At 48.1% G+C, this 14,709-nt stretch carries 16 protein-coding genes; 14 read left to right on the top strand and 2 right to left on the bottom strand.

The window, feature by feature from the left end:
• Positions 1 to 401: 401 nt before the first annotated feature.
• The 10 genes from A4V03_RS15550 to A4V03_RS15500 all read left to right on the top strand — a co-directional run bounded on the left by A4V03_RS15550 (position 402) and on the right by A4V03_RS15500 (position 9,571).
• Positions 402 to 2,171, top strand: coding sequence for a DUF3945 domain-containing protein (locus A4V03_RS15550; RefSeq protein WP_008766680.1), 1,770 nt, complete (start codon positions 402 to 404; stop codon positions 2,169 to 2,171).
• Positions 2,172 to 2,211: 40 nt separating this feature from the next.
• Positions 2,212 to 2,472, top strand: a complete 261-nt coding sequence (locus tag A4V03_RS15545) for a DUF4099 domain-containing protein (protein WP_008766681.1) — start codon at positions 2,212 to 2,214, stop codon at positions 2,470 to 2,472.
• 96 nt (positions 2,473 to 2,568) lie between these two features.
• Positions 2,569 to 4,665: a type IA DNA topoisomerase gene (locus tag A4V03_RS15540; RefSeq protein WP_032585083.1), complete on the top strand. Its 2,097-nt coding sequence runs from the start codon at positions 2,569 to 2,571 to the stop codon at positions 4,663 to 4,665.
• Between the two features lie 196 nt (positions 4,666 to 4,861).
• Positions 4,862 to 5,098: a hypothetical protein gene (locus A4V03_RS15535; RefSeq protein ID WP_008766683.1), complete on the top strand. Its 237-nt coding sequence runs from the start codon at positions 4,862 to 4,864 to the stop codon at positions 5,096 to 5,098.
• A 367-nt stretch (positions 5,099 to 5,465) separates the two neighbouring features.
• A complete protein-coding gene (locus tag A4V03_RS15525) occupies positions 5,466 to 5,687 on the top strand; it encodes a hypothetical protein (RefSeq protein ID WP_025076690.1) in 222 nt (73 codons plus the stop codon).
• Positions 5,688 to 5,718: 31 nt separating this feature from the next.
• Positions 5,719 to 6,699, top strand: coding sequence for a PRTRC system protein E (locus A4V03_RS15520; protein ID WP_008766685.1), 981 nt, complete (start codon positions 5,719 to 5,721; stop codon positions 6,697 to 6,699).
• 4 nt (positions 6,700 to 6,703) lie between these two features.
• Positions 6,704 to 6,925: a PRTRC system protein C gene (locus tag A4V03_RS15515; protein ID WP_008766686.1), complete on the top strand. Its 222-nt coding sequence runs from the start codon at positions 6,704 to 6,706 to the stop codon at positions 6,923 to 6,925.
• A gap of 49 nt (positions 6,926 to 6,974) precedes the next feature.
• The gene (locus A4V03_RS15510; protein WP_008766687.1) at positions 6,975 to 8,063 is read left to right on the top strand and encodes a hypothetical protein; all 1,089 of its coding nucleotides are present in this window, start codon (positions 6,975 to 6,977) and stop codon (positions 8,061 to 8,063) included.
• 3 nt (positions 8,064 to 8,066) lie between these two features.
• On the top strand, positions 8,067 to 8,786 hold the full coding sequence (locus tag A4V03_RS15505) for a prokaryotic E2 ligase family D protein (RefSeq protein ID WP_008766688.1): 720 nt from the start codon (positions 8,067 to 8,069) through the stop codon (positions 8,784 to 8,786).
• Positions 8,783 to 9,571, top strand: coding sequence for a PRTRC system ThiF family protein (locus A4V03_RS15500; RefSeq protein WP_008766689.1), 789 nt, complete (start codon positions 8,783 to 8,785; stop codon positions 9,569 to 9,571). Before A4V03_RS15505 ends, A4V03_RS15500 begins: the two co-directional genes overlap by 4 nt.
• 87 nt (positions 9,572 to 9,658) lie before the next feature.
• On the opposite strand, the gene A4V03_RS15495 is transcribed toward A4V03_RS15500, so the two are convergent.
• A complete protein-coding gene (locus A4V03_RS15495) occupies positions 9,659 to 10,414 on the bottom strand; it encodes a LytR/AlgR family response regulator transcription factor (RefSeq protein ID WP_008766690.1) in 756 nt (251 codons plus the stop codon).
• Complete coding sequence (locus tag A4V03_RS15490) at positions 10,395 to 11,486, bottom strand: sensor histidine kinase (RefSeq protein WP_065539545.1); 1,092 nt, start codon at positions 11,484 to 11,486, stop codon at positions 10,395 to 10,397. Before A4V03_RS15490 ends, A4V03_RS15495 begins: the two co-directional genes overlap by 20 nt.
• A 325-nt stretch (positions 11,487 to 11,811) precedes the next feature.
• Here A4V03_RS15490 and A4V03_RS15485 point away from each other — a divergent pair, with 325 nt between their 5' ends.
• From A4V03_RS15485 to A4V03_RS15470, 4 genes are read left to right on the top strand one after another with little or no spacing between them, the layout of a single operon-like run.
• A complete protein-coding gene (locus A4V03_RS15485; RefSeq protein ID WP_032934842.1) occupies positions 11,812 to 12,459 on the top strand; it encodes a hypothetical protein in 648 nt (215 codons plus the stop codon).
• A 30-nt stretch (positions 12,460 to 12,489) separates the two neighbouring features.
• Positions 12,490 to 13,164 (top strand): porin family protein, encoded by a 675-nt coding sequence (locus tag A4V03_RS15480; RefSeq protein ID WP_016270801.1) that lies wholly within the window; start codon positions 12,490 to 12,492, stop codon positions 13,162 to 13,164.
• Positions 13,165 to 13,179: 15 nt separating this feature from the next.
• Positions 13,180 to 13,845 carry a DUF5034 domain-containing protein gene (locus A4V03_RS15475; protein ID WP_032934843.1) on the top strand — a complete coding sequence of 222 codons (666 nt, stop codon included), beginning with the start codon at positions 13,180 to 13,182 and terminating at the stop codon, positions 13,843 to 13,845.
• 43 nt (positions 13,846 to 13,888) lie between these two features.
• Positions 13,889 to 14,707 (top strand): hypothetical protein, encoded by an 819-nt coding sequence (locus tag A4V03_RS15470; RefSeq protein WP_016270803.1) that lies wholly within the window; start codon positions 13,889 to 13,891, stop codon positions 14,705 to 14,707.
• Positions 14,708 to 14,709 lie beyond the last annotated feature (2 nt).

Here is a 14,709-nt window from a genome sequence, read left to right as displayed (position 1 = left end):
CAAGACAAAAACTGATGGCGGTATTTTACAAAATCAGGCCGTCTCAATTGGAACATTTTTCTAATTACTAAATCATTTTCCTTTCAGCCGCCTGTCTTATGAAAAATACAAGGAAGTGGGGACAAAAGCAGCTCGCTCTCAACTCTGCATAATACAGGTTTCCTTTTTTCTACTTCGTCCCCTTTCCCTGCCTCGGTTTCTCTATGCCTCCCCGTACCTTGTTCCGCCCTTTTTCTTCCGTTTTTCCCTTTTTTTGTCCTCGTGCTGTCACCCCTGCGGTGAAACGTGATGACAAGCGATGTAATGTGTAGTACAACGTGTTGTAAACCAATTATTTATCAAATTTTGCTATATATATTTGCGGTGACAATAGTAGTTATCAACTCTAAAAACTCAAAGTTATGGCAAAGAAAAATGTGAGGGACGAACCCCTGAAGCCGCAAGTGAGCGAGAACGAACAGATGAGTGACATCGTGTTCATACTCGACAAGATGGAACTGATTTTACAGGCGGTGTCAAAAATCGGAAAGGACGGGAAATACAGCACCGTTCCGGCAGACAAGGAACACAGCAACTCCTTCCTGAAAATCGACCGGTACGCCAACATGTTCGAGAATTTCGTGAAAAACTTCTGGAGCCAGCTCAAAGACCCGACCCGTTTCGGCATCCTCTCCGTCAAGGCGGATACGCTGGACAGCCCGGAAGTGAAGCAGGCCATCGAAGACCTCGCCGCCGGAAAGCAGACAAAAGCCGTGGAAGACTTCCTCAAAAAATACGAAATCGTTCCACGCGACAAGGAAAACCAAAGTATCAACAATCAAAATCAAGAAGAAATGGCAAAGAAAAATGAGACACAGCAGCAGGCCACCCAAGGTGACGGCACGCAGCAACCCAAGTACCGCTACAACGAGTCCATGATCAACTGGGAGGAACTGAAGAATTTCGGACTTTCCCGTGAATACCTCATGGAGCGCGGTCTCCTTGACCAGATGCTCAGGGGCTACAAGACCAACCAGGTGGTACCCATCAGCATGAATTTCGGCTCCGCCGTATTACGTACCGATGCACGACTGTCATTCCAGCAGTCCGTGGGAGGCCCTATCGTATTAGGTATCCACGGCATCCGCCAGAAACCCGAACTCGAACGCCCGTACTTCGGTCACATCTTCTCCGAAGAGGACAAGAAGAACCTGTTGGAGACAGGCAACATGGGGCGTGTGGTGGAACTGAAAGGGCGCAACGGCGAATACATCCCTTCTTTCATCAGCATCGACAAGCTCACCAACGAGGTGGTCGCCATGCGCGCGGAAAACGCCTACATCCCGCAAGAAATCAAAGGTGTGAAACTGACCGACCAGGAAATCAACGACCTGCGGGAAGGCAAGAAAGTGTTCATCGAAGGCATGATTTCCAATAACGGCAAGGAGTTCGACGCCCACATCCAGGTCAACGCCGAACGCAGGGGCATCGAATACATCTTCGAGAACGACAAACTCTTCAACCGACAGTCGCTGGGCGGAGTGGAACTTACCAAGCAGCAGATTGAAGACCTCAACGCGGGCAAGGCCATCTTCGTGGAGGGTATGGAGCGCAAGGACGGTGAGTTGTTCTCCTCGTATGTCAAGCTGGACGAGGCCACGGGCAGACCTTCCTACACACGCTACAATCCCGATTCCCCGGAGGGAGCGCGTGAAATTTACATCCCGAATGAAATAGGCGGCGTGAAAATCACCGCCGAGGAACAGCAACAACTGCGCGAGGGCAAAGTCATCTTCCTCAACGACATGGTGAACCGCAAGGGCGAGGAGTTCTCCTCCTTCATCAAGGCGGATTTGGAAACGGGACGCCTGAGCTACTCACGCACGCCGGACGGCTTCGAGCAGCGTGCCGAGTTCAAGATACCGGAAAAGGTATGGGACGTAAAACTGACGAGAAACCAGCGTGCCGACCTCCAGAGCGGCAAGGCGGTACTGGTCGAGGGCATCAAAGGCTACGATGGAAAGACCATCTCGCAGTATGTCAAGGCGAACTTCAACCAGGGCAGGCTGGACTTCTATAACGAGAACCCGGACCGCAAGCGTGACGCATCGCAGCGCAACGTGGTGGCGAACGCCCAGAAGCAGGGACAGGAACAGGCTGGCCGCAAGTCCAAGGGGGCAAGCATTGCCTGAGCGTGAATCAGAATGAATGTCAAATCAAAAAAACAGAAATATGAACGTAAACAATAAAAACAACACGCCATTCAAGGCGGAAGACGTGAACTGGGAAGAACTCGCGGGAATCGGGATCCTGAAGGACGAGCTGGAAATGTCGGGGGAACTTGATACGTTGCTCAAGGGAGAAAAGACAGGAGTGATGTCACTCAGCCTCGTGCTGCTGGGCGTGGACGTGGTGATGGACGCCACCCTGCAACTGGTGCGCAAGGACGACGGGGCACTGATTGAAATCCTCGGTGTCAAGCCGGTGGCCTGACAAACGCTCATCCATTATAACAAGTAAAAAATGTCAAACCGCCGTTTCCCGTTTTCCGGTTCCGGTAGCGGGGAACGGCTTAAATTTTATCCGAACATGAAAGCAATCATTGCAGAAAAACCGAGTGTCGGCATGGATATAGCCCGTGTGGTCGGGGCTACCGACAAGAAAGACGGCTACTGTACAGGTAACGGGTATATGGTCACGTGGGCGTTGGGACACCTGGTGTCGCTCGCCATGCCCGGTGCGTATGGCTACACGAAAACCTCCGCCGAAAACCTCCCGATGCTGCCGGACCCGTTCCGTCTGGTGTCCCGCCAGGTCAGGACGGACAAAGGGATGGTGACGGACATCGCCGCCGCCAAACAACTGAAAATCATCGACAGCGTGTTCGACCGGTGCGACAGCATCATCGTGGCTACCGACTGTGCCCGTGAAGGGGAACTTATCTTCCGCTGGATATATTCCTACTTAGGCTATACCAAACCGTTCAAACGCCTGTGGATCTCCTCTCTCACCGACGAGGCCATCCGCGAGGGTTTGGCGAACCTCCGGGACGGCAGCGACTACGACAGCCTGTATGCCGCCGCCGACTGCCGGGCAAAGGCGGACTGGCTGGTGGGCATGAACGCGAGCCGTGCCCTGGCGGTAGCCTCCGGCTCGGCGAACAACTCCATAGGACGTGTACAGACCCCGACGCTCGCCATGGTCTGTGCCCGCTTCAAGGAGAACCGGAATTTCGTCTCCACCCCTTACTGGCAGCTGCACCTCACGCTGAAACGGCAGGACGCGCACCGCATGTTCATCCACACGGAAGAGTTCAAGGAAAAGGATGCGGCAGAGGCGGCATACCGGAAAATCACTTCCGGTTCTGTGGCGACAGTCACTGGGTCGGAACACAAGAGGACTTTCCAACAGGCCCCGCTTCTGTACGACCTGACCACGCTCCAGAAAGATTGCAACGTCCATTATGACCTGACAGCGGAGAAGACCCTCTCCATCGCCCAATCCTTGTATGAAAAGAAGCTTATTTCTTATCCGAGGACGGGAAGCCGCCATATCCCGGAGGATGTCATGCGGCACATTCCTTCCTTGCTGGGAAAAGTGGTTTCCATGCCGGAATTCAGGGAATACGGACAGTCTTTCGACATGTCCGATCTGAATACCCGCAGCGTGGATGACACGAAAGTGACCGACCACCATGCCCTGATTATCACGGGCATTTCACCCGAAGGGTTGTCCGAGGCGGAATCTACCGTTTACACCCTGATAGCCGGAAGGATGCTGGAAGCATTCTCGCCACCCTGCGAGAAGGAACTTTTGGTCATGGAATGTGCCTGCGAGGGAATGGCGTTCCGTTCCCGCTCTTCCTCCATTGTCAGACCGGGCTGGCGCGGCGTGTTCGCCAGAAAGGAGGACAGGGAGAAGGACGAGCCGGAACGTGACGGGGGGACGGCGGAGTTTGCCGAAGGCGAGACTGTTCCGGTCATGGGACACGGGATGGCGCAGAAGAAGACCCTACCCAAGCCGCTGTACACGGAGGCCACCCTGCTGGCGGCGATGGAGACCTGCGGGAAAAACATCACGGACGAACAGGCAAAGGAGGCTATCAAGGAATTGGGCATAGGCACACCCGCCACCCGTGCCGCCATCATTACCACCCTTATCAAACGTGACTATATCGCCCGCTCCGGCAAAAGCATCATCCCGACCGAAAAAGGGATGTATATCTATGAGGCGGTGAAGGACATGCGTGTGGCGGACGTGGAACTGACGGGAAGCTGGGAGAAGACCCTGGCGCAGGTGGAGAGGCATACCCTCGATACGGAAACCTTCATGCAGTCCATCCTGGATTACACCCGCAGGGCAACCGAAGAGATCCTGCGTCTGGATTTTCCGGCGATGCAGGAAAGGGCATTCACCTGCCCCAAGTGCAAGACGGGAAAAATCATCCTCCGTTCCAAAGTGGCCAGGTGCGACCATGACGGGTGCGGGCTGCTGGTGTTCCGCCGTATTCTGAACAAGGAACTGACCGACACCCACATGGAACAGCTTTTCTCCTCCGGCACCACCAGACTCATCAAGGGGTTCAAGGGAAAGAAAGGTGTACCGTTCGATGCCGCCGTCACCTTCGATGCGGAATACAACACGGTATTCTCGTTCCCGAAAACCGGGAACGGAAAGAAAAAATAACACCGTCATTCCAATTCGCGGGCAAAGGTAGCGCACCGCCTTTTTCCACCGGCAAGGTCAGGCCCTCCGGGTTTCGGGGAAAATCATCCTCGCGCCGCTCCGGTATTTTCCTCCGAAAACCTTGCCTGTGGAGGCGGTACGCATCCCGGCCCTTGAAATTGGAAAAGACTGTTTCACCCGTTAATACCGGAATGTCATGAAAACAAGGGAATATATCGACAAGATTCAAGCGAACAGATGGGTACGGACCATCGCATTGGGCTTTGCAGCCTTCATCGTGTTCAGTTATATGTACACACGGGGCATATCCCCCGTGTGGGCTGCGGTAGCCATCGTGTGTTTTAGGGGATTCTTCAGGTTCCTGTACCGGATAGCTTGCCTTCTGGTGGCTGCGGCCATACTTTTCTGCATACTCAGTTTTCTGGTATCCTGACAATATTTGACCATGAAACATAACTGCCATACAAAATCAAGTGGAACCTTACAGAACAGAGCTGTCTTCCGGGACGGCTCTTTTTGTTTTCCGCCCTCTGTGGAACCGGAAACCATAACGACAGGAATAAAAGGAAAAGGGATGAAAACACAGACTTGGCATACCGGAAACTACCGGGCAAAGTTGGCAAATGCCTTTGTTCGGACGGCAAGGTCAAGCCTTGCGGTTTCGGAAAAAATCATCCTCGCCGGAGGCTTGCGGTATTTTTCCCGAAAACCTTGCCTTACCGAAGGCATCTGCCGTCGGGCCCTTGTAGTTCACGGGCTGCCAAAGCCCGAATATTCACAATTAAAAAAAATAAAGAGACATGAACCAAGCATTTGCAACAAGCGCACCGCCGGCTCCCATGAGGATGCCCATGCCGGTAACGAGAAGAAAAAGGACGGTGGAACCCGAACCTGCCGTCAAGTTCCCGCCACGGGGGACGACAGGGCCGGTACACATCTCCACCCTGTTGAACCCGATTCTGGAAATCAGCCGCCATCCCGACAGGAACAGGCTGCTGGCCAAACTGTTCAGTGAAGAATAAAACCCAGTAATAACTTTTAATACATCAAATTATGTTTTTTACAGCAATCCACCAGATGATGACCGAAGGCGTGGATCTCACGCTTGTCATCCGCAAAGCGAACGGACAACTGACAGTATCCTTACTGCCGAAGTCGAACGGGCTGAAGGACGAAGCCCAGAACCACCTCGTACCACTGACCGTCAGCGGGCATCCGCAGGAACTGGACGCAGGCTTCCTACAAGCCGTAGCACGTCCTATACAGAAGACTACCGGACTGATTTCCAACATGGCGCAGTTCGAGGCGCAGGCTGAGAAGGCAGCGTCCGAGAGCAAGGCGGCAAAGGAGACCAAAGCGAAGGAGACGAAGGAGGAAAAGGAGAAGCGGGAGAAGTACGAGAAACATTTCAAGAAAGCGGAGGAACTGATCGCTGCCAAGAACCACAAGGAGGCGGTTACCGCACTCGGACAGGCACGTCTTTACGCCAAACCGCAGGACCAGAAGAAGATTGACGAGATGGTGGCGGAACAGACAAAGGCGATGAACAAGGGCAGTCTGTTTGAACTGATGGAAGAACCGGCTCCGCAGCCACAACAGCCGCAGGCACAACCGGCAGCCGCACCAGTCCAACAACCGCGGCAGGCTCCACAGTATCCTCAGCAACCGCAGGCACAGAGACCGATGGCGGCTCAGGCTCCTGGCGGACAGCAGAGACCGGCAGCCAATCCTCAGCAACAGCAGACAATGTGGCCACCGCAACAACCGCCGCAGGGACCGGCACAATATTACGCCCAGCCACAACCGCAACCCTATATGGGACAGCAGCCAGTACCGCAACAGGCTCCACAACCCGCACACGGGGGATACCATGGGACACATTGGCAGGAGCCGGTACAGCACCCTGAAGAACTCTCCCCACATTATCACGCCGGAGAGGATGAACCCAATTACCGTCCGGAGGATTACGAGGAATATCCCGATTTTCCGCAGTCCATGTTAGAAAATCATGTCTCACAATATCAAGCAGTATAAGATTATGGCACTCGAAGTAACAGGAATGGCACGCTCATTCACATTCAAGAAAGGCAGCGGAATGGTAACGCTCGATGATCCCAACCCGTCGGACAGCCCCGAAATGGTCATGAGCTATTACTCCAACTTCTACCCGGAGCTGACAACGGCAACGGTACATGGACCGGTCATCAAGGACGACAAAGCCGTGTACGAGTTCAAGACCACCATCGGGACCAAAGGATAGGAAGCATGAAGAAGGAACGAAAGAAAAAGAACAACAAGAAAAGGAAACCATGTGTACCATTGGACGAACAACAGTCAAGGCAGCTGGCGAGGCTCATCATCGGCCAGACGCGGAGGAATGTACGGTACGGCGTGAACAGGGAAGAACGGATTGCGGCTCCAAGCGGGGCCGTAATTCTTTTCTAAGCACAGCCTTCATACCGCTGGCACAGAATAATCTTACCGTGGATTGTTACGACAGCGGCGAATGCAACAGTATAAACGTAATCACGCGGGATAACTACGAATTCCTGCGTGATTCGTATTTCAGGTATTCCCTGCTATTGCAGAAGGAGGGCGTACACATGCCAGGAAACAGTATCGGGGAAGGCATCGCCAATCTGTACGATGAAATGAACACGCTTGTCGGTGACGAACTGCATGTCAACATCGAGCAGGAAGCCGGCAGGCTTTTCTTCCGGCTGTGGAAATACCACAAGTGGGGAAGTTTCACGCTGTACTACTTCCCGGTGAAGTTTCTGGAATCGCTCAATCCCATTTTAAGGAGGATTGCCATTACCTTTATCCATAAACTGATGAAAGCAAACGGCATTGATACATTCGTGGATTACGAAGAATCGGACTTTTTGTTTGAAATGCTTTCGGAGGATGACGGCAGCGACCCGGAGGAGTGGAAAGAACGCATGAAACTGCTGGACTCCTATCAGGAAGGGAAAATCGGCAGGCTGCTCAAACGGGTGGAATCGAAATCCTACTACAAGAACCTGCCGAAAGCACTGGATACATACGAACCCCAAAACGGGTTTGAACAGCCTTTGGTCGATGCGATGAAACGGGGTCTCCCGTTTCTGACGCCTGCACGGGGCATCATGCAATACGCTTATGACGCCTATTACTCGGAGAATCCGGACTTCCACCCGATGTACCTGCAACAGCAGATAAGGGTCGTGTATGACATCAACGACATTGTATCCGACTATCTCGTTGACTATTACAATTCCTGTAGCAGGGAGACCTACGACATCACTCCGGTGACTGCCCTTGACCTGTCGCCCGATACCGAAGAACTGTTCAGCATGGACGATTACCCGGAACGGTTCTTTCGGTGGGCGGACGAATTCATATCTTTAATCAGTTGAATTATGTTGGAAACGAATGAACTTACCCAAAAATTGAGGACGCTGCTCCATCCGAGGGCGGCGTTGATTGCCTATTCAGGCGAGAAAGACAACTCTTATGCCTCTGACAACAACTATTTTGTTGAGATAAGGGATATAGACGATAACGGAATGATGGGAGAAGGCCGGCCCGTCACGGTGGATTTCATGAACGAACTGGTGCGCGGTTATTCCGAAAGCCACAGCACCACGCCATACGGAAGGATTCCGCCCAATATGCTGTGGTGCGACCCGCGCAAGGGCAGTGAGAGGTATATCTGGTACAACTCCCCACAGAAACGGATGATGTTTTTCAAGGAATCCCTTCAAGTAGAGAATGCAAAATACAACCTGCCGGGAGTCATTTACGTGGCAGGTGGCAGTTCGTTGAGTATATATGCTTACAAGGACAAGAAACTGACGGAAAAGACGGAGCTTTATGCCGCACCGTTCTTCAACGTGACAGGGGCAAATGTCTGTCTGGGTTCCGCTAAAATAGACAAGCCGAGAGATTTGACCTACAAAAACCTGTTGGAGTATTGGGAGAAGAAGTTCTGGCTGACGGAGTTTTCACACCTGGGCGGAGGGGGCAACCCGACCAGATCAAACCTGATATTGGTGACAAAGGCCGCAAAGGACAAGCCTTTCAACCTCGACGAACTGAAACCTTTGAATAACTTGAAATTGAAAGATATATTGAAATGAAAAGAGTACACTACATAGATAACTATCTGCTGAACCCGCAGCACCCGGTCACGGTGAACCTGATCGGCGCGGGAGGAACCGGCTCGCAGGTATTGACCTGTCTGGCACGGCTGGACGTGACATTGCGGGCACTCGGACATCCGGGATTGTTCGTGACACTTTATGACCCGGACATAGTGACGGATGCCAACATCGGTCGCCAGCTTTTCGGCTGTTCCGACCTTGGACTGAACAAGGCGCAATGCCTGATTACCCGAGTGAACAATTTCTTCGGCAATGACTGGAAAGCGGTACCGGATATTTTCCCGACCGTGCTGAAAGATGCCAGACGGGATGACATGGCGAATATCACCGTCACCTGTACCGACAACATCAAGTCACGGCTTGACTTATGGAACGTATTGAAAGCCGTGCCCACCTCGAATTACCGTGATTACGAAACACCGCTTTACTGGATGGATTTCGGGAACACACAAAGTACGGGTCAGGTTGTGTTGGGAACCATACCCAAGAAAATAAAACAGCCCGCTTCCGAGTTGTACAAGACTGTCGATTCGTTGAAGGTCATTACCCGGTTCGTGAAATACGCGAGGGTGAAGGAGGCGGATTCAGGACCGAGCTGCTCCTTGGCGGAGGCGTTGGAAAAGCAGGACTTGTTCATCAACTCCACACTGGCACAACTCGGATGCAATATCCTTTGGAAGATGTTCCGTAACGGGATGTTGGAACATCACGGGCTGTTCCTTAATTTAGAAACGATGAAAGTGAATCCGATAATGATATAACTTGTTTAAAAGAGGATGAGCCAAATGCAAATTTTGTAAGAATCAAATCTAAACGAACATAATTTCACTTTACGCACATGTTAATAATTACCTGTCAATCCATTCCTTAAGCCTCTGCGCCTTTTCCTTACTCACTTGTATTTCCGTTTTCGGATAACCTTTCAAACGGACAATCAACTTTCCTCCAAAATAATTACCGAGGAACAAAACGTGCTCTACATTGATAATATATTGGCGGTTTGCCCGGAAGAAATAGTCGGGATTCAGTTGGTGTTCAAGTTCATCCATTGACACATTGACCACTTCGGAAGTGCCGTTGTTAAGACGGAGATATACAATCTTGTTTTCTGTTTCGATGTGGTTGATGTCCGAAACGCGCACGGTCTTATATCCGTCACGGTAAGGAAGCAAGAAACGCTCCCGATAACGGAACTTGTTCTTCTGTAAGGCATCGAAAAGCTGCTGTAGGTTTTCGTCGGTGTAATTCTTACCGGCTTTGGCCGCCTTGTCAATGGCCGCTTCAAGTTCATCCGAATCCAACGGTTTCAGAAGATAGTCGAAACTGTTGAACTTGAATGCTTGTACCGCATATTCGTCGTATGCGGTGGTAAATATGATGGGTATGGTTGCCGGGGCATATTTTAGAGCTTCGAAACTCAAACCGTCAGTCAAACGGATATCCGCCAGAATGAGGTTTGTGGTTTTGCCGGATTGAAAGAATTCGACCGTCTCTTTGATGCTGGCAAGAGGGCCTTCGACAATAAATGTTCTGTCAATGTCGTTCAGCAGCCTTATGAGGCGTTTGGCATTGCGTGGCTCGTCTTCAAGAATCAGTATGTTCATAGGGGATGGTGTTTTTTATGATGGGCAGACTTACCGAATAGAAGTTTTCGGCATTCTCTATCTTGACCTTTTTATCACAAAGCAAAGCGTATCGTTCTGTGATATTTTTAAGTCCTAAACCGGTTGATTCGATTGGGGACATCAAAGGTGACTTAAGATTGCTGACTGTTATATAATCATCGGACAGCTTTATGTCGATGACCAGCGGATGTTCAGATGAAAAGCTGTTATGTTTTATTGCGTTTTCCACAAGAAGCTGCAATACAGCCGGTGGAAGAAAACCTTTGCATTGTCTGACGCCCGGACTTACTTTTGCAATGACACCTTCGTCGTGGCGCACTTTCATCAAGTACAAGTATGAATCAAGAAACTTGATTTCGTCCGCGACAGGTATCAGGTTTCGGTCCAAGTTGGTGATGATGTATCGGTATGCTTTCGACAGATTGCTCAGGAATTTTCCGGCAAGTCCGCTATCCTCCTCAATCAGCTCCAGCAGATTGTTGAAGTTGTTGAACATGAAATGCGGATTGATTTGCAGTTTCAGGGAATTGAGCTGTGACTGCAAGGCTATCTCCTTTTCTTTCATCAGTGCCATTTCAAGTGCCTGTTTCTCGTTGCGTGCCTTGATGTAAGACTGAAGATAGAACGTGTTGGCATAGACGCTTGACAAGAATGTGGAAATCATGGCAAAAGTATATGCGCCTTTCATGTTGAGGAGCTCGTCAAGAAGCCCGTTGCCGTTTTCACCCCATAAGAAGTTGAACAAAGAAATCATGCCGAATGCGACAACGTTGTTCAGGGTAAAAAGGCAGGAAGCATAGACAATCACCCACACATAAGATGTCCTAAATGGCAATACCCTAAAGACCAAAAAGGAAAATCCTAAAGAGATGTAGGTAAACAGCATACACAACAGATAATCGATGATATAATCGGCTATTGCCATCTCCGGTAATTGGCCGGCGGTTTCATCATCGAGTATAAACCACAGAATGAGGTAGAGCATATAGGAAACGGTTGATAACAACAGACCGTTCTTCCAATTCATTATTTTTATATTCTCGTTGGCCATATCAGATACAAAGTTACTTCATATTCCGCAAAAATAGGGATTTACATCTTTAGTTGATAGGATAAAACCGACTGAAACGGATAAAATCACCATTGAAGTGATGAAAATGAATGTTGAAACGGATGGAGTTGCACTTTATGTTTGCCGAAATACCATTTAGAAAATCTGTTTTTCAAAATAAACCGCCTATTTGGGCGGTTCAGATATAAATTTATCCGTTTCAGCCGAATTTTACTGTTACAGCCAAAGCAACACGGGTAATTTTGCATCCATATAGGGTAAATACCGCATGATAAAGTCTGAATCAACCAAATTTTTAAGTAGCATGAAACATTTAAGTTTTTTGAGAAGACATGCCAATATAGTATTCTGCTTACTTTTGTGTCTTGTCTATCAGAGAGCTGAATCTAAAGAATTGTTTGAAAACAATTCTTTAGATACTTGCTATGTGTTAGCTATTGCAAATGTCGATTTAACAACGGATTTGCAAAAAAAATATGAAGAGAGGAACATTGCAACGTCTGCGATTGTCGGATACAGCTTTAGTGATGATGAGGTGAAAATTTATTTGTTGGATGACAGGTATGATTTTGATCTGTATTCTATCCAGAAAGGAGATAGCATAACTTTACATTATCCTCATACGTCACAAGAGAAAGAGAAGAAAGCAATAGCTATACATAATCACAGTTTCCAAGAACGTATCAGAAAGAATGATAGCATCTATATTGATATTGATTTTTGGAATATTGAGAAGAAATTGAGTTTGCCCCCTTCTTTGGACGATGGCCTGTTCCTTAAATGGGAAATCGCAAAACGACGCTTTATAAAGCATATAGTAAAAGATAGCCAAGGCTTCCATAAATTAGATGTTGAGAACGAAGATGATTTACGTTTGTCCAAGCGTACATTCGGCCAGTTATATTGTATGTACATATTGGCACATAATGAGACCATGAGGCATGAAAAGTAACTTATTTGTTTTTTTATAAATGATTTTTGTATGAAGAAAATTCTATTGACATTGCTTCTCGCCCTGCCATTCTGCATGGTGGCGAAAGCACAAGATTTCAGAGTGGGAATAACGGGAGGTTACAATCTCAGTTCTCCAAGTGGTTACAAATCTCAGTCCGGTTTTCATGTCGGTGTAAAGGGAGAACTTGGTCTTCCTATAGTGACAAAAGGCCTTTACATGGACTTCGGATTGATGCTCTCTTCACATGGCTGGAAGAGTCCGGGATACTATTACGACGGTAACTATAACCCCTCTGCAGGCGAAAAACCGGACAAACCATCATCTGGCTATACTTCAGACAATAAGTGTACCCCTTACTACCTGAATATTCCCATCCATATCGGTTACAAGTTTCCCGTAGGACGGAACGTCAGTTTGTTCATCAACGCTGGACCATATTTTAACATCGGCCTGTTTGGTAAAGCAAAAGAAACCATCACTCCCGATAAGGGAACTGCCACGACAAAAGAGATGGTAGGCAATGTGTTCAGTGACAAGATGCTTAATCGCTTCGATTGGGGGCTGGGATTCCGTGCCGGAACGGAGATTGCCCGCCATATCCAGCTTTCCATTGGGTATGATTGGGGGATGAAGAATATAAACAAGAGTGGTGTGGACAACAAGAACAGGACATTTGTGGCATCTTGCGCTTATATGTTCTGAAATAGGTATTCGCAAATGACAAAAGCCATGAAAGTTTTCACGTATATCATGATGGTTGGGGCACTCTGTTGTTTGTTCTGCTACTCTAAAGAAAAAGAAGATGCACCAACAGGTGCTACATTCAATAAAACATTTGTTACTGGTTATTTGACACCCGAATCTATTGTCATATCAAAAATGAATTCAGGAATTAAAATCACGTTTAAGGGGGATTTGATTACTTCTGGTAGGAGTTTTGATGCTTTATCAATATATTACAATGATTTATCTTATAATAGATATACTATTGATGGACCACGTACGGCAATTAATGATAGTATATACAAGATTGAAGTCTACACTGTCGAGAATTTTGATGCATCGCATCCTGCTGGAAGTGATATTTCAGATTTGATAGAATGTAGGTATATTTCTTATTATGATTACATACAAAGTGGTTATAAGAAAGAAGATAAAGATGTTGGACAATATATAGATATGACAGAATATTGGGGAATTGAAGGAGCAAAGATGCTGAAAGATGAACTTACGAAAATAAATAATAGAAATACGAAGCTTATTGCACCAACCCTTGTTTTAAAATTCAAAAAAGAGCCAGAGAATAAAGGAAAATTCCAATTCAATTTAGTCTTTCATTTGGAAGAAAAAGAAATAAAAGATTCCATTGAATATGAATTTTAATATAAAACTATTCAAGTTTAGCTTTAAGATTTAAAGTATCATTATGTGGAAACAGAAATTGAAAATTTGCGGTATTAATCTGGCGGCATATATTGTGGTTCTCATTATCATGGCTATGTTGTCCGTTTGCTCCCGATTGTACGGGCAAGAAAAACCAATGTTGTCCCCTGAACATACCAAACGGATTGCACCGGGCATTGACACCACCAAACTGCCGTCTTTTGAATATGGAAAGTCATTTCTGTCTCCACATTTTGGTATCATTCACAAGAAGCCTGAAATGCTTTTGAATTTTCGCCCTGATTACACGTTAGGAATCCCTGTTGACCGTTCATCCTTACATAAAGGCGAATATCGCGTTGGCGGAGTTATTCATCGGTTTGACAAGGTGAATGTTTGGGGTCGTGGCAGACAGGAGAACATCATAGGAGTTGGCGTATCGAACTATGCTGAAGTTAAAACGGCATATTCTCCAAACGAGAGATGGAAATTGGGCATAAGCCTCTATGCGCACAAACTGAGTATTCCTCGTTCGAGTAGCAATACATTCGGAATGGGAGCCGATGTTTCCTATAAATTCTATCCCAAAACATCGCTTCATCTCTTTGGTACATACTATCTGTTGGATATGAAACCGAAGAGGTGTTTAGACGGCTATCATTATGGCGGTTATCTGTCTTTTGATTTGGCAGAACGATGGTCAATGGATGTGGGCATGAGACGTTATGGAAACAACTTGTTCCACCAGCAATGGACTGTGCCGATTATACGTCCGTCGTATAAGCATAACGGCAGCGAAATAAACGCTGATTTTGGTGGGATGTTCCAGCAAATCCTGAAAGGTTTATTCTTTAATCATTGACA

Source organism: Bacteroides caecimuris (assembly GCF_001688725.2).
GTDB classification, from domain to species: domain Bacteria; phylum Bacteroidota; class Bacteroidia; order Bacteroidales; family Bacteroidaceae; genus Bacteroides; species Bacteroides caecimuris.
Note: the sequence above shows the minus strand (reverse complement) of the source record. Positions and strands in the feature narration are given on the sequence as shown.

Coding starts and splice junctions, on each gene's coding strand:
- A4V03_RS15550 (WP_008766680.1), top strand. CDS start 402: ATGGCAAAGAAAAATGTGAGGGACGAACCCCTGAAGCCGCAAGTGAGC.
- A4V03_RS15545 (WP_008766681.1), top strand. CDS start 2,212: ATGAACGTAAACAATAAAAACAACACGCCATTCAAGGCGGAAGACGTG.
- A4V03_RS15540 (WP_032585083.1), top strand. CDS start 2,569: ATGAAAGCAATCATTGCAGAAAAACCGAGTGTCGGCATGGATATAGCC.
- A4V03_RS15535 (WP_008766683.1), top strand. CDS start 4,862: ATGAAAACAAGGGAATATATCGACAAGATTCAAGCGAACAGATGGGTA.
- A4V03_RS15525 (WP_025076690.1), top strand. CDS start 5,466: ATGAACCAAGCATTTGCAACAAGCGCACCGCCGGCTCCCATGAGGATG.
- A4V03_RS15520 (WP_008766685.1), top strand. CDS start 5,719: ATGTTTTTTACAGCAATCCACCAGATGATGACCGAAGGCGTGGATCTC.
- A4V03_RS15515 (WP_008766686.1), top strand. CDS start 6,704: ATGGCACTCGAAGTAACAGGAATGGCACGCTCATTCACATTCAAGAAA.
- A4V03_RS15510 (WP_008766687.1), top strand. CDS start 6,975: ATGTGTACCATTGGACGAACAACAGTCAAGGCAGCTGGCGAGGCTCAT.
- A4V03_RS15505 (WP_008766688.1), top strand. CDS start 8,067: ATGTTGGAAACGAATGAACTTACCCAAAAATTGAGGACGCTGCTCCAT.
- A4V03_RS15500 (WP_008766689.1), top strand. CDS start 8,783: ATGAAAAGAGTACACTACATAGATAACTATCTGCTGAACCCGCAGCAC.
- A4V03_RS15495 (WP_008766690.1), bottom strand. CDS start 10,414: ATGAACATACTGATTCTTGAAGACGAGCCACGCAATGCCAAACGCCTC.
- A4V03_RS15490 (WP_065539545.1), bottom strand. CDS start 11,486: ATGGCCAACGAGAATATAAAAATAATGAATTGGAAGAACGGTCTGTTG.
- A4V03_RS15485 (WP_032934842.1), top strand. CDS start 11,812: ATGAAACATTTAAGTTTTTTGAGAAGACATGCCAATATAGTATTCTGC.
- A4V03_RS15480 (WP_016270801.1), top strand. CDS start 12,490: ATGAAGAAAATTCTATTGACATTGCTTCTCGCCCTGCCATTCTGCATG.
- A4V03_RS15475 (WP_032934843.1), top strand. CDS start 13,180: ATGACAAAAGCCATGAAAGTTTTCACGTATATCATGATGGTTGGGGCA.
- A4V03_RS15470 (WP_016270803.1), top strand. CDS start 13,889: ATGTGGAAACAGAAATTGAAAATTTGCGGTATTAATCTGGCGGCATAT.